Below are 22136 nucleotides of genomic sequence, written 5' to 3'. Positions count from 1 at the left end.
TATTCGCGGCCACGAACCAGGCAACCCGGAGTGGTGTTCCGGCGCGCAAGGTTGTCCCGATCACCGCCCATTTCGACCCGGTTCACGCCGGGTCTTTTTTGTGGGTCAGGCATATCACGCAGCCGCGAAGTCGTCTTCGCCAGATGAGTCTCCCAGGAAAAACCACGGGACCGACCGCCCCGGATTCATTACCACTCGAGCGGATTGAGAAAATGTCCCCATTGCCCCCAGTGTGGGAAAAACATCGGTACCCGATGCAGGTAGGCCTCATAATCCGCGCCGAACCGGCGGATCATTTCCCGTTCCTCTTTGCGTGCAAGCCGCACATAGGCCAGCACGATGACTGGAAACAGCGCGAGCGTCACGACCGTCGGCCAGTGCACGATCTGGCCGAAGACGGCCAGCATGATTCCGCTGTACTGCGGATGACGCACCACGCCATACAGACCGTCCACTTCGAGGCGGCCCTCGCGGGAGGCCAGACACACCGCGCGCCAGCCCACAACAAGCAGTGAAATACCGAACAGGACGAACACCCCGCCGAGCATCATCTCCACCGCCGCGCCTGTTTCGCCGTAACCGAGCAGCGTTGCCCAAAGATGACCCGTGTAAGCAGTGCGCGGAACGTCAATACCAAGGAATCCGGTCAACAAGTAGATCGTGAGCGGAAACCCGTACATCTCGGCGTAGAGCGCAATGATGAAAGCCTGGACCAGACCGGCGCCGGTCCATTGGCGCCAGCCCCTCGGCGCCGCGAAGCGGTATAGAATCCAGCTCGCCAGTACGATCATGATCGTCACCAGCCCCCAGTGCCCGTAGTGTTCGGCAAAGCCAGTCATATCATTCATGTCAGGACTCCCTGTCACTAGATGACGACCGAGGCAGCGTCAGCTCGATAGCTTCCCTCATGGCCGGCGTCTTTCTGTCGCCCGGCTCTCGCGGTCATGCCGGCTTCGGGTCAACCGCCCGTCCGTTGCTGCAGCCCCCTGACATCCCCGTCGATCGCAGTCTGCCGCCGCCCGTCGCGCCCGGTGATTCACTTTGCTGGCCGCAGCTTGCGATACGCTCTACCTGTCGCCAGAGGCTGCGTGCAGCGTCAATGCACGCGACCGGTCAGGCACGGGCGCAACCGTGAACGGACGCGGCGTTCGCAACCTGATCGGTAAACCCGTGACGCGGCACCGCAACCTGGATGCGATCGGCCGCGCGCTCATCAACGTGTCATGGCCGCCACTACGACAATTTCTGTTCGAACGCACGCCGAAGCTTTCGCTCGGACGGTCGGCCATAGCACAGCGGCTCATCATCAAGCACAATGCCTGGCGGAAAAAGAATGCCGCACTTCAGTGCGAGTGCCTGCCCCTCCGCCGAGTGGGCGGACAGCGTGGATATCACCAGCGGATACTCTGCTGACAACCTGTTGAGCATGGTCATCGCAATATCGCAGAACATGCAGCCATCCTTGGTAACCACGACAACATTGAGTGGTTTCATGAGTGCTTCTCAGTTGGTTTTCTGCAAACCGCGTCGCATGTCGGCAAGCAGGTTCCCGACCGGCAGGTACATCGTATAGGCGGGTGCGCCACCGTAGTCAGCCCGCCACTTTATCCGGCCATCCGCACCCACCAGCACAAAAGTATGACCGTCGCGGCTTTGGCCCATCATGCCGTAATCGTTGGCGTGATATGCCTTCGACACGACAAGATCAGGGTCCGACAGGACCGGCATTGAGAGGCCCGCATCGCTCGACTTCCGTTTCAGAAGATCGACGGGGTCACTCGCAATCGTGACAACCTGATCAACGCCCAGCGCGTGAAACTCCTGAAACTTGAGTCCCACATCTTTAGCCTGATCCCAGCACGGCTGGCAGGTGACGCCCTCCTGAAAATACAGAAGGACCGTCTTGCCCCGAAAACTGGCCAGATCGAAAGCGCTGCCAGCGGTACTCATCAGCTGGATCGGCGGGGCAACCTGGCCAGGACCAGGATCTCCGACCTGGAAACTGTATTTGCCGGCTAGATCGTCGCCGGTCGAAGTTCCACCGTGATCCGGCGCATTTGATCTGGATAGCAGAACGATGGCGCTCACCAGGCCAATAAGTATCGCGATGGCCACGCCAAGGATGAGTTTTGTCCGAAGGTCGATTCGTTGACCGACGAATGGTTTCGCCTGTGCCTGTTTCATGTTGTCCTCCGTTATTCCTGCCGGGTTTTTTGAAGGTCGACGTCGTTGTCGTCATGCCGTGCCGGACGCCACTGTGTGCGGGCCCGCAATACGAGCGCCGTCACGGCACCCAGCAGTAGTACCGCAGCCAGCCAGTTCGGAATGACTGAAAGCGCATCAGTCACGAGCTGGCCGATATGCTGGAGCCAGACTGAGACCACCAGCGCCCAGTGGCTGGAGGTCGGCATGGAGTGATAGGCAAGTCCGGTCCACAATGTTGCAATGCCTATCACGGCAAGCAACAGTCCACTCGCCAGCATCGACGCTGAAAGCGTGCGCTGCAGCGGACCGATGCGCCACGTCACGCTTCTGCTGCAGAAGAGTCGGCTCGATCGCCAGTCGTATCGCTCCCAGAGCAGCGAGATCACAAAAAGTGGTGCCACCATGCCGAAGACGTATGCGCCACCCAGACCGGCCGCCAGTACGGCAGACGGCGCCACGCTCGATAACGCGATAACGCCGGCAAGCACAGGAGCGCAGCACGAACTGGCGACGCCCGAGAACATTCCGAGGGAATAGATACTGATCGGACCGGCGCCGCCGCTGGCGGATCGCCCCGGCATGGGGAGCTGAAGTTTGCCGCCGAGCAACGTGAACGCTGCCATTCCAAGCATCAGTGAGCCGCCGATCAAGTAGACAGGCGTGTGCTGCGTGACGAACAGTTCGCGCAACACCACAGCACCCATGACCAGCGGCAGGATCACCGTCGCCACACCCGCCGCGAAGATGAAGCTCATCGCTACCAGCTTGCTGCGGTTCTGGAAGGAACTCGCGAAGTACGCCGGCAGCATGACCGAAATGCAGCACGGCGCGAACAGTGCGATCATGCCGGCAATGAACGCGGCGATCACCGACCCCCCGAAAAAAATACTGGTCCCCATTTTTCCCTCCTTTGTTCGATCATCGCCAGCGGATTTTTCGGATTGCTGACGTAATACGTCTTCTTGCTGAGGTTCGGCCGTGCAACTCGCTGCCGGGGTCTCTTCTTCCCACAGCCTGCCTATCCGGCACGTGTCTGCTGCGCATCTGCCGCACGTCATCAAAGTTAAGGCGACGACATGACGCCTGCAATCATGGGAATAATCGCGTGGATGTCCCCTGCCGGGACGAACGCGCACGATGGTGCGTTCGTCCAGCACGTTTGCCGTCGCAGACCACTACCTGGTGATACGCGATTGAGGCGGCTGCGAATCCTGCGCTGCGTCGCTCGGAGACGAACGATGATCGTCCTTCTTTGAACGCATGCCTGCCATCATGAAGATCATGGACAACGGACACAGCAGGAACAGCAGGGATGGCCCGAGGCTCAGCACGAGCGAGCGGAACTGAGGCAACGCCGCATAGGCCGCAGCCAGCAAGGCGAGCAGGATGATCCCTGTGGTGAGCATTGTTTTCATATTGCATTTCATGGTGTTGCTCCTTTATGCAAGTCGCGGTAAGTTGCCCGGATTGAACAGGCAACAACCCTGTTATTTCGTAGGTGGCGTCTGGATCTTGTCGGCCTACTTGAGCATGATGTCGCCCATCGCCTTCATCATTTCACCGTGCATCTGCATGGCGAGTTTTTCATTCCCCGGAGGGAGTTGTTCCATCATCGGACAGTGGCCCATCATCCCGCCACTCATCATTCCTCCGCCCATCATCGAGCTGCCGCCATCGTGCGTTGCCGGTTGCGATGGGCTAGCGGCCACGCTCCATCCACTCGCGCTGAAAAGCGCAAGGGCCAGCGACACAGCGGCCAGGCGTCTGGTATTCATCTCAATCTCCTTTGCCAGTCCCGGAATCGGGAGTTGAAGGCTGCCGGTTATTCATGTGCGCCACGGGAAAATCGCTCTACGCAATGATTAAACCGAATCATCGGTGCGCGGACGCGAAGCCGCGCTCGCGAGCGGGTACAGCTCGCGTACGCCTGATGCCTCGACGGGTGTTACAGAATTTGTGGTGGGCGCTGCGGAAGGTCGGGAATGAATTGCGGAGGTATCGTGGCGTCGAGTGACGCGTAGATGGGTGTGGAGGGGGCAACGAGAATCGCAACCGGAGTCGCGGGGATCGCCGCAAGACTGCAGGCAAGACTACCCATGCCGCCGTGGCAATCCGCCTGATGCATGGTCAATACGGCGGTGTGCGGGTGCATTGTTGCACCCGCCGGGGAGGATGTTTGCTGCATTGCCGGATGATGTCGTGCTGTATGCGATCCCGTCATCGACGACGAAACATGCGGGCAAACCAGTACCGGCGCGGCAAACCCTGTCAAAGGCAGCCAGGCGATCAGGAAGCACAGTACTAATTTAGCGGCGTGTTTCACGGCATCGTTCAGACAGAGAATGGAGCACTTCAGCCAGTTTTATCACGTTTCTAGTGCGAATCACGACGAAAGCGCCGCGGCGCGCCCACCTGCTTTTTGATTCGGCAACTGTCGGGTAACCGGGTGGCTGATCCCTTCCAGAATCGGACAGCGCGGCCGCTTGTCGCCTGCGCAGTGCCGTGCCAGATAAGTGAGAGTGTCACGCATCACGACCAGTTCCGCGATCCGGGTATCCAGCTCGCGAATGTGTTGGGTGGCGATCGCCTTGACTTCCGCGCTCGCCCGGTCCTGGTTCTCCCACAACGAAAGCAGTTGTCTGATCTGCTCAATCGAAAATCCCAACATACGCGCCTGCCGGATGAACCTCAGCACGTGGATATCATTGTCGCCATAAATCCGGTAGCCACCATCGGTGCGCCCAGCAGCTTGCACCAGGTCGATCGTCTCGTAGTAGCGGATCATTTTGGCCGTGACGCCCGAGGCGCTCGCCGCTTGTCCAATGTTCATCCCGCACCTCATACGTCAAATCACAGCGATTGGACCAGGGCGATGTCAGCCGCGCCAAAACGTCGCATGACACGCTTCGGACCCGACGCCGGGAAAACCCGCTACACCCGTCTCCGCCCGCTTGTTTTCGAGCCTGCATTTACTCTAGACCTTCCCGCTGCGGGAATGTCAAGGTCTTTTTCTGGTGCGTTGCCGCACCCAGAACGTACCCAGCCCCTTGACACTCCCGTCATGGGAGTGCCTAGACTCCGGTCTATCGTCTGATAAGGGACGGCGTGGTACTGCGAGGTCGCGAACGCCGCGACACGCTCGACCGACGGCGCCACTTTTCGTGCACGATCCGAATGGCAGGACCGGCGGCGATCAGGAAAATCAACCACTAGAGGCGACAGAAATGCGGTGCACAACAACAGCGAAGGCGGCGACGGCACGACCGGGGTACCGGACGGACGGCGCGACCGCATACGCCGCAGGGGCTTCTGGATGTGCGGGGTCGCTGCTCGCACATCTGCCGTGCATTCCCCTTGACGTCCATCAGGCAGCCTGACCGAATCATGCGCCGCCAGACCCGACGTACGCTCACCGTTATCACGCTACTCGTTGCGCTGTTCTTCAGCCAGCTGTGGGTGGCGGCGTACGCCTGCGCCACAACGCAACATCCTCCGTCGATAGGTCCTGCGACAGCGGCCATGGTCACCGATGGCCATAGCGATCAGCGCGATCACCATACTGCCGCGGTCTGCCACGCACATTGCGACAATTCGGCCCAGCCCGACCATGCCGAGCAACCCCCTCCCGCGCCGCTCGCCTGGGTACCGCTGATCTGGGGCGACTCCACGATCCCTGAACTGGCGATCAGGCCGCGCCTGCCGACCCGGTCCGAACCTGCTCTGCTTTCCGCTGTTCCCCCTCCCCGCATCCTCTTCCAGGTTTTTCGCATTTGACCTCTCGCGATTGACGTCGGTCGTGCCTGGCGAAAGCTGGCGCGCGATCCCGCTCATTCGCGAAACGGTTTCCAGACTTCTCCCAACGTGTGCCCGTTCGCTGCGTGCAGGCGCGGGTGTCGCATCGCGCTGGCTGTCTTCGTCAGCCCGCACGAGTGCCGCCTGCGCCTCCGGACCCGGATAGTCGCACCCGCTGGATCAAGTCGAAGCTCGCAAATCCCGCAAGTCGCCGAAGTCCTGATCGCGGACCCATCGTTTGCGCTTTGGCACTCAGGTTGTTCGTGTCGTCGATGCGTATTGCGCATTGCGCTTTTTTCTCATCAAGGAAATCAACAATGAAACATCTCACCCTGCTCAAACAGTCCGCCTTCGCAACCCTGCTCGTGTCGACGGCCATCACGGCCTTCGCGGGTGGGGGTGGGGGCGGCCCCTCCGGACCGAGGAACAACCTATCCATGCATGCGTATGCGGTCGCTGGTGCACAGCCGGTAGCGCCGGCAGTTGTTGCGGCCGCCAGCCCGCCTGCAGATGGAGCCGGGTTGCCCCCCGCGGCTCAGGGAGCACCCGTGGTGGGCCCTGGCACGGGCCATGGCAAGACACGGGCGGAGGTCGGTGCGGAGTTACTGCAGGCGCAGCGGATGGGTCTCATCCCGGCTGGCCATACCGGGTATCCACCCAACGCGACGACCATCGCGCGCAATCAGGCCCGGTTCCAGCAGGCTGAGCCTTACTGGCGCGCGCATGGCTACATTCCTGCGCAGGAGCAACAGGTAAGCGGTGGCGGAGCGCGGGCGGACGCCTCGTTGCCCTGAACCGTCTGCCGGACAGTCGCCGCGCGACGCCGCCCCGCCGACGTTGACGCCCCGACTGTCGCCATGGAATGCACCTACACATTTGACGTTCTTTTCATTTCAGGCAATCGACCATGAAACGCATCACTTTGTTCAAACAGTCTGTCTTTGCAACGATGCTCCTGTCCGCCACCGTCACGGCATTCGCCGCGGGAGGCCAGGCCAATGGACTGGGACACAATCCCAATCCTTACGCGGTTTCGGCCACGGGTGCAGCGTCCCGCTCGCAGGAGACGGCGCTGGCCAGCAACCGAAATCCTGCGGCGAAGGTCCCTGAAAGGGCCGCAGACGGCACGGCCAACGTGACAGGAAGCGCGGGCTACGGGAAGACGCGGGCACAGGTACGCGCAGAGCTATTGCAGGCACAGCGTGCGGGCCTCGCACCGGTTCACAAGAATGATTACCCGCCCAGTGCCGAAACCATCGCCCGCAACCGGACTCGGTTCCAGCAGATCGAGCAGGCCTGGCACGCAGGCGATCAGGTTACCGCGAGCGAACAGTAAGTCCGCGGGCGCGGCGTTGAAGAACGGTCACGCGGCGCGGCGCCTTACTGCCGCGCCGCTGATCTGACATCACGGGTACATATCAACCGCATTGCATTGCTGCTCTGTTTCAAATTTCTTTGCAACGCAGTCTAGGCGCATGGGCGCGTAACGAAACTCTCGACATAAGGAAATCAACCATGCAACGTCGTACTCTTCTGAATCAATCCCTCGTGGCAACCCTGCTGCTGGCCGCGACCGCAGCGGCGTTCGCCGGTGGCGGTGGTGGTGGTGGTTCCAACGGATCGGAGCATAACCAGTACCCGCGCCCGATCACGGCGTCCGGTTCGCAACCGGACACGCCGGGTGCTGTTGCCGCCGCCTCCGCATATCCCGGGTCGCAGTCTTCCCCGACCGGTAACAGCTGGACGCCAGCGGCGGGCGCAAGCACGAGCATAGGCAAGACGCGGGCACAGGTACGCGCTGAGTTGCTGCAGGCAGAAGAAGCCGGCCTGCTTCCGACGCTTAACGCCGAGTATCCGCCCAGTGCGGATACGATCGTCCGCAATCAGGCGCAGTTCCAGCAGACGCGACAGGCATGGCGGGCAGATTTTCAGGCGGGTGTGGCGGCACGATAACGCTCACTCGCCCGGAAAATGGCAATCGCTGGGGAGCGATCGGGAGCGCGCCACCGGTGCTGCGAAGAAACACGCGCAACGGCTTGCGCTCCGACGGTCCGTTGGAGTCCGGGTCCAAAGTTGAGTGCGGAACCCTCCCGCGCGTCGATTAATCCCGCCTCAGCGCAAAGTATCTGGCCGCAGCGGTTTGCATCTCCGAGCGCTGAGACCGAGGGAACGTGTGTGACGGAACTCGATGGCGCGCAACTCCCGACGGCTTTGTTTGCGCGAGACCATCGGGATGCATTGACCAGTCAGTCCAGGCACGATCGCAAGCGACCGGCGTAGCGATGGTCCGTACAAAGGGTTAACCGCAAATCGACAATAGCCGGTCGCGTAGCGTGCCTTGAACCTCGTCGGCTGCGCCCTCCGAATGACGCGTCGGATTCTCGTTCAAAGAAATGGCTACCGCCATGAACTGCGTACCGACCTGCCTGAAGACACGGAGGATAATTGCGGCGCGAACAGCAGGCGGAAGACGCGCGCGGTATGCGAGGCACTCGCTATCCGGACCAAAACGTACACCAGCTATCCGTCTGAGGATCTGCCGCGCTGCGAGGACGGCGCTCGGCTGGCACAGCGCCCGATCGGTTCCGATCGCACTGCAAGTCGATGACTGGAATAACACCGGATGGACTGATCGTTCCTCGGGGCACACGGTTTACCAGGAGGCAGCGATAACTGACGGCGAGTACCCGCCTCAGGACGATATACGTGCCGTCGCTGTTCGTCACCGGACGAAGGCAGCGCCACTGGGACGTGCCAGATGCCTTCAATGACACGGTTGCTACGATTGACCCGCAGAGCCGGCATCCGCTCTGGCTGCGGATCACGCACTGGCTCAACGCGCTGGCCGCAATCGTGATAGTGCTCCCGGACTGGCGCATCCACGACGCGTCGCCCGTCTTCAAAGGGTTCATGATCCCGTTGCATCTCACGCTCGACGGCTGGTTCGCCGGGGCGTTGCACTGGCATTTCGCGGCGCTTTGACACGCCGGCAATCCAGCCCATAGGCGCTCGCTCGACTGTCGGCAAGTAGCGAGAGCGAATCGGAAACCGATAGGGACGTCGCCCAGCCTGCGAACCAGCAGTAACGGCAGCATACCCGCCCTCCGGAAACCTTCGCAGGAAAACTGGCTCACGGTCGTGGAGCAGAATTTCGGGCAACTCATGCCAGCCACCCGAATGACTCAGCCCCCGGTAACGCGTGACGCTCGCAGTACCTAGCGTACTGCGGATATTTCCTTTTCAAGGCGATCGGAAGATAGTGCGCCAATGATGCGTCGCCCATCTGTGAGGAACACCGTGGGAGTACCGGTGATACCAAGCTTTCAACCCAGCGCCAGGTTCTTATCGAGGGCCGTCGTATCGCAGGTGGCTGCCGTCGCGGGAGCTTTCCTGTCAATCATCCACGACTGCCACGCTGCGGCTCTATCCACTGCGCACCAGATTGCCTTTGATTTGATCGCCGAGTCCGACGTCAGTACCGGGTATAGGAACGTGTAAACCGTAATGTTGTCGATACTCTTCAACGTGTTTTCCAGCTTCTTGCAATACGGGCAATTCGGGTCCGAGAACACGGCGATCTTGCGACTGCCGTTGCCTTTGACTACCTTGATCGCATCCGCGAGTGGCAGGCTCGTGAAGTCAAACGTATCAGGCTCGGCAAGACGAGCTTCGACCGTCTTCTGGTCGGCCTGTACGGTGTAGGCTGTGCCCGTCGCTAACGTGAGAGCGGCAATTGTCATGACGGCAGTACGGTATAACGCATCCATAAGGTCCCCAAAGAAAAACGTGCCTGGCCGCCGTACCACGTTCAAATAGTCCGGCGTTGCAAACACCACCCGTACCTGTCTTGATGAGCAATTGTGCGCCCACCCGCGCCGTGAGGACATTAGGGGTCTCCTGAAACAGCTTACAGCGCTAGTGCCCTCAGCGTCGCGGGAATTTGCGAAGTCGTCACAGGCTCAAAGAATTGCTGCTTGCTTGTTCGTTGCCCTACGCGCAGTACGCCGCCACGCAAGCGTCGGAGCTCGTTATGTCACGGCTTCGCCAGATACGCGGGTCCGGGCCTTGCTGGCGAAGTCCATCACCGAACGGCCGCGCGGGAAGATCGAACCTTACAAGCTGTCGAGAACGGGGCAACTTTTGCCCTGTATTTTCTCCGCGTCCTGAACCTGTCTGACCGGCGCGGGTCGACTGCGCAAGCAGGCGGCCCGTCTCGCTTGACATTCCCGCTATGGAAAATTGCACGCTGATGGTTCTGATTTGCCACGGGATGTAAAAGATGGAGTTCGAAGTCAGAGATCTGTAATGCGTCGGCTGCGCCAGCGCGGTTCCGCGCGCGGTCACCGGCGTTGACGTGGCAGCAAAGCTGGACATCAACGTCAGCACTAAAATTGTGAAGGTCACTCCGGCGTTACCACCGGAGCATCTGATTATCGCGATTAAGGCAGCGGGACTTTACCCTACGTTCATCGTCTAATCAAATCGCCTGACTGTGGTAGCTGAAACGTGGTTCTCATCCGGCAGGTCACGAGTCATGCGCGTGTTTCAACTTCCGGCTCATGATGAAAACGTGATCATCATGAACTTGGCCGACGCAAGCGTGAGCCGGGTTGGAAAGGCGATGCTGAAGCTCCTCAACAGCATCAAGCTCGGGAAATCACCCTACGGCGATTACTTCTCACCTACTTCTATAGCCGCGCCGCGCTGATATAGAAGTCTTCATCAAGGAGCTCGCGATGCAGATTGTCACAGCCCTAGGTCACGCGTTGTGGATGGCCTTCACAATGTTGTGGCAGATCTTCTGGGGACTAAGTCTCGGTTTCCTGTTTTCCGCGGTGATAGAAGTCGCTGTCTCGAGGTCTGAGATGTCGAGGCTTCTGCCTGACGCATCGCCTCGCTCGCTGACAGTCGCGAGCCTACTCGGAGCGGCGTCTTCCTCATGCTCATATGCCGCCGTCGCGATGGCCCGCTCCATCGTGCGCAAGGGCGGTGACTTCACGGCCGCGATGGCGTTCCAGTTCGCAGCCACGAATCTTGTGCTCGAACTCGGTGTGCTGATGTGGGTGCTGATTTCCTGGCAATTTTCGGCCGCTGAGTTCATCGGTGGCCCAATCATGATTGTCGTTCTGGTGCTGCTCTTCCGGTTCTTTCTCAAAGACTCGCTCAAAAGCGAAGCTATCGAGCAGGCGGACAAGGGTATCGCCGGCAGCATGGAGGGTCACGCGGCCATGTCGATGGCCGGACAGCACGGGACCGGGAAGCACCGTCTCTCATCCAGAGACGGATGGATAGCAATCAGCCACAGCTACGTAATGAACTGGTCGATGCTGTGGCGCGACATCGGCATTGGGTTGCTCATTGCAGGCGCGCTCGGCGCCTGGGCACCGGACAGTTTCTGGCAGAAATTCTTCCTTGTCAGTCATCCGACGGCGGCAATGATTTGGGGGGCGTTTGTTGGCCCCTTGATTGCTGTTGCGTCGTTTACCTGTTCGGTGGGTAACGTGCCGCTCGCCGCTGTACTGTGGAATGGTGGTATCAGCTTCGGCGGTGTCGCTTCTTTCATCTTTGGCGACCTCATCATTCTTCCCATCCTCAACATCTACAGAAAGTACTACGGCGGCCGGATGACGGTGTTCCTCGCTGTGACCTTCTATCTTGCGATGGTCTCAGCGGCACTCGTGGTCGAAGCGTTGTTCCAATCGCTTGGGTGGGTGCCGACGGAACGGCATACGGCAGTCGTGGACGCAGCGATTACCTTCAACTACACCACCGTGCTCGACATTATCTTCGGTGCAGTCTTCATCGTCCTGACGTTTGTATTTTTCAGAACCGGCGGCCCGGAGATGATGCGGATGATGGAAAGCGATCAGCATGACCACGGTGGACATGAGCATCATGCCTCCCATGGCCATACACACCATCAGCATCATGGCCGCTCCGAATGACCCATTCCAACAGGAGATTCAAGATGAAAGGTTTTTTTGCCATCCGAGTCGCGTTTACCTGCGCAACTGCCGCATTGAGCATTGCCGCGCTCCCCGCGCACGCCCAGCAGAGTGCATCCATGCCCGGAATGAATATGTCCAGTTCGGCGGGTACTGGCTCAAGTCCATCAACGCCAGCGTTCAAGAAGGCGGATGAAAAGATGATGCAGGAAATGAGCGCTCCTCCATACGGTGGCAACACCGACAAGGACTTTGTTGCGCACATGATTCCCCATCATCAGGGCGCCATCGATATGGCAAAGGTGGGATTTAAGTACGGCAAGGACCCAGACATGAAGCGACTGGCCAGGAGCATCGCCAAGGTACAAAATGAGGAAATTGCGTACATGAAGAAGTGGCAGACCAGGCACGCTGGTGAATGATGTTGTAACGCGCAGACAGACTGCTGACGCGCAGTGCGTGCAGCCAGTGACACGCTGGAGTGGCAATGGACGACCGTGCTCGTCGCAAGGACAAACGTAAAACCCTGACGGAGCAAACGACGTCGGCGATACGGGAGCGACTCGAAGGTCGAGGCGCGCAGGTGTTCCTGCCATTTTTCGGCCCGGCGGTGGTTGTCTCAATCGCGTACATGGACCCGGGGAACTTCGCGACGAACATTCAGGCTGGCGCGAAGTACGGATATACGCTCCTCTGGGTCGTGCTGTTGGCGAATCTGATAGCCATGCTGTTTCAGGCGCTTTCAGCGAAGCTGGGGATAGTTACCGGACAAAACCTCGCTGAGCTCTGCCGCGATCACTTCCCGAAGTCACTCGTCCTTCTCATGTGGGGCGTGAGCGAGGTGGCCGCGATGGCCACGGATCTGGCCGAGTTTCTGGGCGGAGCAATCGGCCTGTCTCTGCTGTTCCACATGCCGTTGTTCGTCAGCATGGCTGTCACCGCTCTCGTGACCTATGCGCTTCTGCTGTTTGAGCGTGCCGGTTTCCGTCCACTTGAACTTGCAATTGGGGGACTGGTGGGTGTGATTGGTTTGTCTTACCTGGCCGAGCTATTTATCGTACCGGTCGCCTGGCCAGCAGTTTTCACGCATACGTTCTCGCCGCATCTTCCGGATTCGGAAGCGCTCACGATTGCTGTTGGCATTGTTGGCGCCACGGTCATGCCACATGCACTGTTTCTCCATTCGGGGCTAACGCAAAATCGCGTGGCCCCACAGACAGAAGCTGAACGCACCACGCTGCTGGCATATTCGAACCTCGAGGTCGTCATCGCACTGACCACTGCCGGCCTTATCAATATGGCCATGGTCATCATGGCTTCCGGTGCATTCCACGAGGGTCATCCTGATGTCGCCGAAATCGAAACGGCATATCACACCCTGGCGCCTCTGTTAGGCATAGGCGCTGCGGGCATTTTTCTCTTGGCGCTAATCGCTTCCGGAATATCCAGCTCGGTCGTAGGCACGATGGCCGGCCAGATGATTATGCAGGGCTTTGTTGGTTTTCGAATCCCTCTTTGGGTGCGAAGAGTTGTGACGATGGTGCCCAGTTTTGCAGTTGTCGGTTTCGGGGTGAATGCTACCAATGCACTCGTCATCAGCCAGGTCGTGTTGAGTCTTGCCCTGCCGTTTCCGATGATGGCGCTGCTATGGTTCAGTTGTCGGCAGGACATCATGGGTGTTCGCAAGAACCGCACGTTCACCATCATGTTGGCCGCTGTAGCAGCAACTGCGGTTCTGTCTCTCAACGCACTCTTGCTGCTCCAGACGCTTGGAATAGCGCTGCCCGGCTTGCAGCGACTACTGTCAGGCTGACGGGCATTGGTGGACGCTGGGTGCGCGGAAAACGTCGTCTTTCCCTGGCTCGCTGTTAGCTTTCTCGCGAACTGAGATATTCGCAGCGAACAAGCCTGGTACCGGCTACGTTATTCGAGACGTTCGCGAAGCGGCTATGCGCAGCCTCTCTCGCTGCGAAACAGCGATGCCCTCATTCCGCGAACAAGGTCGCGGCGTTCTTCCGGATGACGGACACCCGTAGAACCAATCGCCAACATGTCCCCCCAAAAAACCGTCGTGATCATCGCAGCGGACTGGTGCTAACTTCCCACGACAAAAGAAAGAACGTCTCGGGCGATGTATAGGGATTGGTCTGCCGGCAACTTACTCACCAACTTCTCTCCCGCGGTCTAAGCGGGCAAGTAGCGTCGTATCAGCCGTACGATTTGCGCATCGTCCCACGCCGCGGACCCCAGCTTGCGGCCCGCCTCCCAGCCATTACGGTCGACAAGCAGCGTGATCGGAATGCCTGTCTCTATCAGCGTAGCCGCGTCGTGGAAGGCGTCCAGATACGGATGCAGGTGCGTAACGCGAGTGTTGCGAAAGAATGCCTGAACCACCGGCATGCCACCCGCGTCGACTGACACCGCGACGACCTCGAAGTTCGGTCCACCCAGAGCTGCCTGCAGGCGGTCCAGCGTTGGCCTCTCCTCACGACACGGAGGGCACCAGGTAGCCCACACGTTGAGCAGCACGACCCGGTCGCGAAATGCGGCGAGGCTTGTCGCTGCGCCGTTCGCATCCGTGAATCGCAGCGACGGTAACTCGCGCGCACGTGCATGGATCAAGACGCCGCTCACTATCTCGTCGGAGCTGAGACGCCAGTACGCTGTCGCACCGGCGGCCAGGCCTGCAGCTCCGAGCCCTGCAAGCAAGGCTCTTCTCGTGTTGCGCCGGCTGCGCCCGGCCTTACCTTCCGCGAGAGCCTCCCCGGAATGCGTTGGCGCCTCGGAGTGGCGAGGAGTCTCGTTGTTCATGCGCACTGTCTCCGGATGAACCCCGAGATTTCCTCGGGGCGCGAAAAGACCACTGCGGCGCGATCGCCACGCATGCCGGTACCGAGAACCACAGGCTTGCCGGCGGACGGACCCTCAGCACTGCCGTCTGTTTTGAATCGCAGGTTGAACTCCCAGAAGGCGTGGGCCTTCCCATCCGCCGTGGTGAGGCGGTAAGTATCTCCGCAGTAGCGGATCGCAATGACCTGCGAAGCCTCGTCCGCCTCCTTCAGGTTCGGCAGGCGCTGATCGGGCGCGGACACGCGACCGCTGGAAACCGCCTTGAGGTAAGCAAGCAGATCGGCCCGGGTGCGCGCGTCGTTAATGCCCGGAAAGTCCATCGCATTGCCTGGCACCACCGCCGCAGGGTTCGTGAGCCACGCATCCAGGTGCCGCTCGTCCCACACCAGACCGGATCGTTTCAGCGCATCCGAATAGCGCGCGAAACCGGCAGCTGTACCCGCGTTGCGACCCCATATGCCGGCCAGACTCGGTCCTGTCATGTGCCGCCCCGGCGCAAACGAATGGCATTCCATGCAGGCGCGGGCGGCCTGCGCGCCGCGCACGAGGTCGCCTTCGCCGTGAACTGGCGCAGCAAAGGCAAGCGCGGCCAGGATCGCGCATCGGTGAAGTTGCCAGTTCATCGCACAGATCGTGTTGTGTACGAGGTCAAGCGTTGACCGTGATGGGGGCTTAGCCGCGCAGTGGCATACCGAATCGCCGCGGCGTCCGCCAGAACCGCCGGCGCACGTCCAAACAGCACGGCGGGGATCGTAGCCTGTAGCCATATCATGTTATCGCTCCTTCCTTCGGTTCGGACAGGCAGATCCGCCCAACCGTAGGCTCAGGTGTAACTGACATCCTGCTCACAGCGTTTGACCTGTCCTTGCAATCTGCGTCCAGATCTTGCTCCGATCTTCTGTATGTGGACGTTTCAGCCAGGCAGACATGGCGCTGCGGCACCTAAGTCCCCGCACCGTGTCGAACAAACGATCGGTCTCGATACAGCGTTCACGGTGCGGTCAGTAGGCTCGTCCCCCAGTCACTGCATGACGTGACCGAACTTCATGCAGTGACTGAGCTCCTTTACGTCAACTGTGAGAGCGCGTCTTCAATCATCCGGTGCAGCTCGTGAAAATCGGCCTCACCAAGAATCCGCTTGAGGATTCTGCCTTTGCCGTCGATCACATACGTCGTTGGGGTGAGCTGCACGTTATGAAATTGCCGGGCAAGACTGCCGTCCGTGTCCATCACGACTCTGAATGGCAAATGATGGGCTTCGGTGTAGTTGGTGACATATCGCGGTGGGTCGTAGCTCATCGCCACCGCGATGAAGTCAAAATGTTCGCCCCTGAACCGGTTGTAGGTCTGGATCATTTGCGGCATTTCCTTGATGCAGGTTGCGCAACTCGTGGCCCAGAAATGGACCAGATACACCTTGCCGCGCAGCTCCGCGGTCGTCAGCTTCTGACCTGACATCAACGTGAACGTCGCGTCCGGAACCGTTTCTGTTCTGCCGAAAGTCATGTAGGCCGTCGCAGCAAGGACGGCAATCACGAGAGCCGCCAGCGTCCCGCCAACTGAAAACCTGAACCTGCGAACGTTTGCCATGGTAAAGCCTCAATCAGCAACATACCGGTCTGCGCTGCAGACCTCAAATCCCGGGAAACAGAACCGACCAACCAGATGCAAAACATCCACCCCGGCTATCGATCTCCTTGTCCAGCCGCCAGCGATGTAGCGCGAAGCCGTCCCGACCCCGGCGCCGAATCACTGCACCACACACCTGGTCCATCAAATCTCAGGGTGCCTTGGCCTTGGCCTTGGCCTTCGCCATTGCCCGCAGGGCCCTGGCCTGGTCGTGCCGCCCCAGTGTCCGCAACACACGGTCGCGTGGCTCTGGCTCATAGCTTCTTCTCCCGCACCTGCAGCACCAGACAGTCAAGTACCTGCACCACACCCGGCAGGCTGCCGGTCTGCGCCGGGCCCGTCACGTACTTTCCCGGCACGGCGAGCGTCGGTTCGCCGTTGACCTTGTAACTGTTCATCAATACGGTTGCACGTTCCAGGTCACCGGCGACTGGGAACGATTGGTCCTTGTCGAGGTCCGTCTTCCTGTCAACGCCTGGTGTTGCGAGGAAGCCGGCCTGCCTGTCCGGCGTCAGCAGATAGTTTCTGTTGACGTGGATCTCGTGGAAAACCGCCGGCGTCAGCTTGTCGGCAAGAACCATCGCGTCGAGTGCAGGCAGCATCTTCGAATGCGGAATGAAGTCATCGCGGAAAGCCACCGGGACGCGCCTGAAGACAACGTCCGGCTCTTGCTGCCTGACCCACGCTTCGAGATACGGATCAAACTCGTCGCACTGGGGGCAGCCGACCCACATGAATTCAGTGACCTGAATCTTGCCGGCCGGCACATCGACCGGCTGGACCGCGGACAGCACGGTGTAATCGGTGCCGGCGAGCGGAGCCGCGGGTGTCGCGTGCGCGAACTGCATCGCGCCAGCAACGAAACTGAAGGAAACCAGTAACGCGCCAAGAGCTTTTTTCATGTCGAACCCGTATTGAGTGTCGAGACTCTCATTACCGAAGCAGCCCTGCTGGACCACCAGATGCCAATTAAAGGCGCCACGGTGGGAAGCGTCGATCAAGATATCCTGCAGGCCAGCGCGGCGCGCTACGGGGCAGAACCGCGCAGGCGACGTCCCGCACCGCGCAACTCGCTGGTTGCCACGCAGTGATCGAGACCTGATCGCGGGACCATGCCGTCACCACAACAGTGAGAGGCCAGACGGGGCCTGATGTTGACCCTCTCACGCTTTTTTTACATACGCGCTGCACCAGCCTTTCGCGTTCACCAGTTTGCCCGCGAAGATCGTGCAGGGCGCAGTGGCATCCCCGGCTTTTCCCTGGAAGAACTGGCAACTCGCGCAGGCCTGGCCCGCCTGAAATTTCGGGTACTTCGCGCGGTCGACCTTGCTTGCATCGGTTCTGTACCCGAGCGCCTGCGCGTTTGTATCGGACTCCAGAACAGGGGTCGCGTCGGCTGACGCTTCACGCGGCAGGACGAGCGCTGATGCAACCCCTGCAACGGTGAACATAAAGCTACGGCGGGACGATTTCATGGCTTCACTCCAGATGACCTTCCATTGTTTGCGCTTCGCGACCGCGTAGCGCGGTACGGGATGGCAGGCCCCACCCTCGCTACGCCTCGATCAGATAGTTGCGCATCAATCCGGAATCTTCGTGCTCCAGCATGTGACAATGATAGAGAAACATGCCCGTAAAGTGCTCGAACCGGAGCAGCAACTGGATGCGCTCGCCAGGCATCAGCAGCACAGTGTCTTTCCATCCGGTGTCGACCAGTCCCGCTGCCACGGTGCGGTGCGCAGAAACAAAATCCGGCAGAACAGTACGGCCGAGCACACGGAACTGCAGGCCGTGGACGTGCATCGAATGCGCCATCAGCATCATCGATTTCTCGTTACGGAATTCCCAGAGTTCTGCGCTGTTGCGCCTCACGGTCTCCGTCTTCGTCACATTGTCCATGTCGAAGCGACGCCCGTTGATCCCCCAGACCATCATGCCCATCGTGATGTTGAACACCTTCGGATGTTGGGCATTGACCGCGTCATGGGGCAGTGGTGCCGGTAGCGATGCGAGCCGCTTCGGCAGATCGACCTTTGCATTCGCGCGCTGTTCGACCCTGATCTTCAGGATGGGGAACGACGCGCCGTTCGGTAGCGGCACGTTACCCATCATGCCGCCCATCGCCATCGCGCCATCGAATGCCAGGCTTTGCAGCGTGAGCTCCGTTCCGACCGGCCGCTGGCTAAAGTCCACCCAGATGTCCACGCGCTCCGCCGGTGCCAACGTGATGTACGGACGCATCACCGGCCTGTCCAGCAGTCCGCCGTCAGTGCCAATGACCGCGAGCGGTGACCGGTCGCTCCACGCTATCTTGTAAATTCTGGAGTTCGAGCCATTCAGCAGGCGCATGCGATACGCGCGGGTCGCCACCGGCAACGCAAAATCGGGCTTGCCGTTAACCAGAATCCGGTCGCCCAGGAAACCCATCATTCGCGCCATCATCTGCCCCATGCCCCCACCACCCATCATGCCCTGCCCCATCATCCCGCCACCACCCATCATCCCGCGCCCCATCATTCCACCGTCGCTGTCGGCCAGGTACGTGAACTGGTTCTGGTCGTCCAGCACGCGGTCCTGAATCATCAGCGGCACATCGTAAGGACCGCTGGGCAACCCGAGGGCCGCTTCCTGATCGTCCGCGACGATCAGGAGCCCGGCCTGGCCAAAGTAGATCTGCGCCCCCGTACGACCGTCCGGGTGCGCGTGGAACCAGTACGTCCCTGCCCGGTTGAGAACCTCAAACTCATACACGTAGTGCTGGCCGGTGGAAATCGCATTGCGCGGATGCCCATCCATGCCCGACGGCACATACAGGCCATGCCAGTGGATGATGGTCGGTTCCGGCAAGTCGTTGACGAGGTCAATGCGCAATTTCTGCCCTCGCCGCACACGCAACACGGGCAGATAGCCGTTCGACAGGAAACCGAGACTGCCCGGATCGCCCTTCACGACCTTGCCGTCGTAACGCCAGACACGTGTGGCCTGTCCGTGCAGGATCGGCACGTGGTCTTCCATGGCGCGCAACTGGAACTCGAGGTCCGGAACGAACTGCGGATTCCTGACGCCACGTTGCGCTCGCGCGGGACGCAGCATCAGTAGCCCGGACGCTCCGGCCGCGACCAGACATGACAATGCGGACTCGCGCAGAAAGGCACGTCGCGTTGCATCCTCCAGTCGTAACATATCGGTCTCCGTGTTCGTGGGGCTTCGGACTCAGTGATTGAACACTCTACCCAGTCCGTCAGTGACAGCGGGTCCGGGCTGCGGCTCAAGGCTCCGCTTCAGACGAGGTGCTGATACGGAAGAACCTTTCGACCGGCAGCACTGCAACGACTCCCTCCCCGCCCGCGCCTGCGTGCGCGATGACCGTGATCTCCCTGACAAGAGCATCGACATTCGGCTCCTGCATAAAGATCTCGATCTTGATGTGGTCAGTCGTCCAGTCATCGGAAAAGTAGTTTGGGTGTTTGCCGAACCCCTTGACCTTGCTGACCGTGACACCGTGGATGTGAATCGCGCCGAGCCGTCTTTCAAGCATCTCCAGCACGTCGGACCTGACAATGGCGACAACGCATCTGATTTCCATGATCGCCTCCTGAGTAGTGGATGAATGAAGCGTTATTCATACTGCCTGGATAAGCCCTAGGTCACCCTTTCGGAGCCCATTTCGCATCGACGGCTGCCTGAATTTTCCCGGCATCCCGAACCCCACTCTGCGTCATCTGATAGGCAATTTCCGCGGTACCCTGGCATACCGCGCAGTCAACCGCCATCTTGTCTTCAAAGCATTGAAGATTAGAGCGGTGCACACCGCGATTCTCGCAGCCACACCAGCAGTAGAGCTTGTTCAGCACGGCCGGAATCTGCGTCGCCACCCAATACGAGTGCCTGACGGCCTTGTCGGAGAATTGAGCCGGATCGAGAACGTGAGACGCGTCCGATCGTCCGCCCGGAATGATGCGCAATCCGTCCGGGCGCAACATACCTACCTGCCACGCTGGTTGGCTAGCGGGTGCGGTGGACAGATCCGGTTTCGAGGTGGCAAGCCGGAGCAGCCGCTGTCTCGTAATCAGGGGCAATAACGCGAAGATAGCGGGGAATACGGCGAACGCCAGAAAGAGTAGCGCCAGCAGACGCCATCTTCGTCCAGCGGGCCGTTGAGTGGTTATGGGCGTGATTACCGGCGAGCCTGCTGGCACGGGCTTGCCGTGCGGACTCGCCGTTTTCCTGTTGTGGTCTCGATGTTTCATTAAAGCCTCTCTCCAGTCAGTACGTCGACGTTACGGCCTCACATGCATGGCCGCGCTGCGGAACCACATTCCGCCCATTATCCTTACGTGCCCAGCAACCATCCCCTCCATCTCGCGGACCGAGATGATGCCGATGACGGCGAAGATCGCAATCAGAACGTTTGGAATCCGCGATCAGTCAAACATTGCCTGCTTCTTTTCAGCCACCGCACTGGCGCGCCATTCCGCCATGACGCACGTTCGCTGCGCAGACGCGGCACCACCTGCACTTCGTGACGGATCAGTCCCGGTGGTCCGGTTTGCTCCGATCCGGCCGCTTGCCACGCATCATGAACAGCATCGACAGCGGGCAGATCACCAGGCAGGCGAGGACGATGAAGTTAAGCCAGGATCCCCTGAACTGAAGCAGCGCCCAGTACCCCAGAACCACCAGAGCCACGAGACCAGACGCTGCCACGACTATCGCTTTCGTGTTGCGCTTCATCGACAATTGCCCCGATACATGGTGTGTTCTCCGGAACGGAACGCCGCCCATCACTTCGACGGCGATGTCTCCAGCCTGTCGGCGTACTTGAGCATGATGTCGCCCATCGCCTTCATCATTTCGCCTTGCATCTCCATGGAGGTTTTCGGATCCACGCCGGAGCCTGCGCCCATCATCGGACAGGTACCCATCATGTCGCCACCCCTGCCGCCGCGCCCCATCATGCCGTCCATCCCTGAGCCGCCCTTGGCGTGCATTTCAGGTGACGCTTTCGCGTCGGTGTTGCCTCCCCCTCCCACAGCAGCCATGCTCAATGCGCTCGCGCTCAACAGGAGCGTCGAGAGCGGAACGATAAGTAGAAATTTCGCGTTCATATCATTCTCCAGGCCCGGTGCGTTGGTTCGTATTGCGTCTTACGGATGTGTCTATCCGATTGCGTGCGCGGACAAGGCCGACATCACGGCAAGCGTGGTAGATGATGAGCATGCAAGTTCGCGATCAGATGCACGCGTGGCGCACGTGTGCCGACTGCGTGGCATGCAATCAGCCGGAACTCGACGATGGAGAACTACAGGGTCCGGGGGGGAGGCTGAAGCGGTTCAGGAATGAACTGCTCGGCGAGAAGAGGAATCGTTGCGCGGTACACGGGCGATGACGGGATGTCGGGCATCACGCGTGTGGCCGGGAGGGCAGCCGCCATACCGCACGAAAGACTGCCGGGATGAGCATGGCATCCGAGTGCCGCGCGGGCAGCATGCGCGGCAGCCGTCTGTGCACCGGGCGCCGTGCCGGTCATGGGCGAGGCGCTCATTGGTCGCTGCATCACGGACGATGACATTTCCGGGCACGCGCTCGCCTGCGTGGCATAGCCGGCGAGCGGCAACCAAGCAACAAGAAAGCAGGCGACGAATCGGGTCCAGAATTTCATGGCTTCAGTATAGGCGCTGTGGCTACACATCGCCACGGTATAGCGATGTCCTG

26 protein-coding genes and 2 pseudogenes are annotated in these 22136 nt (G+C 60.1%); 9 read left to right on the top strand and 19 right to left on the bottom strand.

Going from position 1 to position 22136, the window contains the following annotated elements; all coding sequences use genetic code 11:
- Positions 1 to 188: 188 nt before the first annotated feature.
- The 8 genes from BCY88_RS31670 to cueR all read right to left on the bottom strand — a co-directional run bounded on the left by BCY88_RS31670 (position 189) and on the right by cueR (position 5035).
- Complete coding sequence (locus tag BCY88_RS31670; protein WP_120348073.1) at positions 189 to 848, bottom strand: methyltransferase family protein; 660 nt, start codon at positions 846 to 848, stop codon at positions 189 to 191.
- 385 nt (positions 849 to 1233) lie between these two features.
- Positions 1234 to 1494: a glutaredoxin family protein gene (locus BCY88_RS31665; RefSeq protein WP_120348072.1), complete on the bottom strand. Its 261-nt coding sequence runs from the start codon at positions 1492 to 1494 to the stop codon at positions 1234 to 1236.
- Positions 1495 to 1503: 9 nt separating this feature from the next.
- Entirely contained in the window at positions 1504 to 2184 is a 681-nt protein-coding gene (locus BCY88_RS31660; RefSeq protein ID WP_120348071.1) for a peroxiredoxin family protein, read from the bottom strand.
- Positions 2185 to 2195: 11 nt separating this feature from the next.
- Positions 2196 to 3362, bottom strand: coding sequence for a cytochrome c biogenesis CcdA family protein (locus BCY88_RS31655; protein ID WP_259461575.1), 1167 nt, complete (start codon positions 3360 to 3362; stop codon positions 2196 to 2198).
- A gap of 18 nt (positions 3363 to 3380) precedes the next feature.
- On the bottom strand, positions 3381 to 3632 hold the full coding sequence (locus BCY88_RS31650) for a DUF2933 domain-containing protein (protein ID WP_120348069.1): 252 nt from the start codon (positions 3630 to 3632) through the stop codon (positions 3381 to 3383).
- A 93-nt stretch (positions 3633 to 3725) separates the two neighbouring features.
- Entirely contained in the window at positions 3726 to 3980 is a 255-nt protein-coding gene (locus BCY88_RS31645) for a hypothetical protein (RefSeq protein ID WP_120348068.1), read from the bottom strand.
- A 170-nt stretch (positions 3981 to 4150) separates the two neighbouring features.
- Positions 4151 to 4528: a hypothetical protein gene (locus tag BCY88_RS39680; protein WP_147408584.1), complete on the bottom strand. Its 378-nt coding sequence runs from the start codon at positions 4526 to 4528 to the stop codon at positions 4151 to 4153.
- Positions 4529 to 4588: 60 nt separating this feature from the next.
- Positions 4589 to 5035: a Cu(I)-responsive transcriptional regulator gene (gene cueR, locus BCY88_RS31640; protein WP_120348067.1), complete on the bottom strand. Its 447-nt coding sequence runs from the start codon at positions 5033 to 5035 to the stop codon at positions 4589 to 4591.
- A gap of 554 nt (positions 5036 to 5589) precedes the next feature.
- Here cueR and BCY88_RS39675 point away from each other — a divergent pair.
- From BCY88_RS39675 to BCY88_RS31610, 5 genes and pseudogenes are all read left to right on the top strand, one after another.
- The gene (locus BCY88_RS39675) at positions 5590 to 5979 is read left to right on the top strand and encodes a hypothetical protein (RefSeq protein WP_147408583.1); all 390 of its coding nucleotides are present in this window, start codon (positions 5590 to 5592) and stop codon (positions 5977 to 5979) included.
- 335 nt (positions 5980 to 6314) lie between these two features.
- Positions 6315 to 6791: a DUF4148 domain-containing protein gene (locus BCY88_RS31630; protein WP_120348065.1), complete on the top strand. Its 477-nt coding sequence runs from the start codon at positions 6315 to 6317 to the stop codon at positions 6789 to 6791.
- A 113-nt stretch (positions 6792 to 6904) separates the two neighbouring features.
- Positions 6905 to 7333, top strand: coding sequence for a DUF4148 domain-containing protein (locus BCY88_RS40750; protein ID WP_183081499.1), 429 nt, complete (start codon positions 6905 to 6907; stop codon positions 7331 to 7333).
- Between the two features lie 179 nt (positions 7334 to 7512).
- Positions 7513 to 7950 (top strand): DUF4148 domain-containing protein, encoded by a 438-nt coding sequence (locus BCY88_RS31620; RefSeq protein ID WP_120348064.1) that lies wholly within the window; start codon positions 7513 to 7515, stop codon positions 7948 to 7950.
- A 798-nt stretch (positions 7951 to 8748) separates the two neighbouring features.
- Positions 8749 to 8976: pseudogene (locus tag BCY88_RS31610) on the top strand (cytochrome b/b6 domain-containing protein); the annotation flags it as partial.
- Between the two features lie 236 nt (positions 8977 to 9212).
- On the opposite strand, the pseudogene BCY88_RS31605 reads toward BCY88_RS31610, so the two are convergent.
- Positions 9213 to 9665, bottom strand: a pseudogene (locus tag BCY88_RS31605) (DsbC family protein); the annotation flags it as partial.
- An 872-nt stretch (positions 9666 to 10537) separates the two neighbouring features.
- Between BCY88_RS31605 and BCY88_RS39985 the strand changes: the two are divergent.
- From BCY88_RS39985 to BCY88_RS31585, 4 genes are all read left to right on the top strand, one after another.
- Positions 10538 to 10705, top strand: a complete 168-nt coding sequence (locus BCY88_RS39985) for a hypothetical protein (protein WP_183081498.1) — start codon at positions 10538 to 10540, stop codon at positions 10703 to 10705.
- 28 nt (positions 10706 to 10733) lie between these two features.
- Positions 10734 to 11942: a permease gene (locus tag BCY88_RS31595; protein ID WP_120348061.1), complete on the top strand. Its 1209-nt coding sequence runs from the start codon at positions 10734 to 10736 to the stop codon at positions 11940 to 11942.
- 23 nt (positions 11943 to 11965) lie between these two features.
- Positions 11966 to 12364, top strand: a complete 399-nt coding sequence (gene copM, locus BCY88_RS31590; RefSeq protein ID WP_120348060.1) for a CopM family metallochaperone — start codon at positions 11966 to 11968, stop codon at positions 12362 to 12364.
- Between the two features lie 65 nt (positions 12365 to 12429).
- Entirely contained in the window at positions 12430 to 13755 is a 1326-nt protein-coding gene (locus BCY88_RS31585) for an Nramp family divalent metal transporter (protein ID WP_120348059.1), read from the top strand.
- 371 nt (positions 13756 to 14126) lie between these two features.
- Here BCY88_RS31585 and BCY88_RS31580 read toward each other — a convergent pair whose 3' ends face one another.
- The 10 genes from BCY88_RS31580 to BCY88_RS31535 form a co-directional block, all read right to left on the bottom strand.
- Positions 14127 to 14564 carry a TlpA family protein disulfide reductase gene (locus BCY88_RS31580; protein ID WP_259461574.1) on the bottom strand — a complete coding sequence of 146 codons (438 nt, stop codon included), beginning with the start codon at positions 14562 to 14564 and terminating at the stop codon, positions 14127 to 14129.
- Positions 14565 to 14749: 185 nt separating this feature from the next.
- Complete coding sequence (locus tag BCY88_RS31575) at positions 14750 to 15415, bottom strand: c-type cytochrome (protein ID WP_120348057.1); 666 nt, start codon at positions 15413 to 15415, stop codon at positions 14750 to 14752.
- Between the two features lie 442 nt (positions 15416 to 15857).
- Complete coding sequence (locus tag BCY88_RS31570) at positions 15858 to 16382, bottom strand: TlpA disulfide reductase family protein (protein WP_120348056.1); 525 nt, start codon at positions 16380 to 16382, stop codon at positions 15858 to 15860.
- Positions 16383 to 16675: 293 nt separating this feature from the next.
- Positions 16676 to 17323, bottom strand: coding sequence for a thiol:disulfide interchange protein DsbA/DsbL (locus BCY88_RS31565; RefSeq protein WP_120348055.1), 648 nt, complete (start codon positions 17321 to 17323; stop codon positions 16676 to 16678).
- A 261-nt stretch (positions 17324 to 17584) separates the two neighbouring features.
- Positions 17585 to 17896, bottom strand: coding sequence for a high-potential iron-sulfur protein (locus BCY88_RS31560; protein WP_120348054.1), 312 nt, complete (start codon positions 17894 to 17896; stop codon positions 17585 to 17587).
- A 79-nt stretch (positions 17897 to 17975) separates the two neighbouring features.
- The gene (locus BCY88_RS31555) at positions 17976 to 19604 is read right to left on the bottom strand and encodes a multicopper oxidase family protein (protein WP_120348053.1); all 1629 of its coding nucleotides are present in this window, start codon (positions 19602 to 19604) and stop codon (positions 17976 to 17978) included.
- 85 nt (positions 19605 to 19689) lie between these two features.
- Positions 19690 to 20007 carry a P-II family nitrogen regulator gene (locus tag BCY88_RS31550; protein ID WP_120348052.1) on the bottom strand — a complete coding sequence of 106 codons (318 nt, stop codon included), beginning with the start codon at positions 20005 to 20007 and terminating at the stop codon, positions 19690 to 19692.
- 61 nt (positions 20008 to 20068) lie between these two features.
- Positions 20069 to 20620 (bottom strand): PCYCGC domain-containing protein, encoded by a 552-nt coding sequence (locus tag BCY88_RS40545; RefSeq protein ID WP_259461573.1) that lies wholly within the window; start codon positions 20618 to 20620, stop codon positions 20069 to 20071.
- A 331-nt stretch (positions 20621 to 20951) separates the two neighbouring features.
- Entirely contained in the window at positions 20952 to 21155 is a 204-nt protein-coding gene (locus BCY88_RS31540) for a DUF2933 domain-containing protein (protein ID WP_120348239.1), read from the bottom strand.
- A 50-nt stretch (positions 21156 to 21205) separates the two neighbouring features.
- The gene (locus BCY88_RS31535; protein WP_120348051.1) at positions 21206 to 21529 is read right to left on the bottom strand and encodes a hypothetical protein; all 324 of its coding nucleotides are present in this window, start codon (positions 21527 to 21529) and stop codon (positions 21206 to 21208) included.
- Between the last annotated feature and the right edge of the window lie 607 nt (positions 21530 to 22136).

Source organism: Paraburkholderia fungorum (assembly GCF_003610895.1).
Classification (GTDB): Bacteria; Pseudomonadota; Gammaproteobacteria; order Burkholderiales; family Burkholderiaceae; genus Paraburkholderia; species Paraburkholderia fungorum_B.
This window is presented reverse-complemented; position numbering and strand designations above follow the sequence as displayed.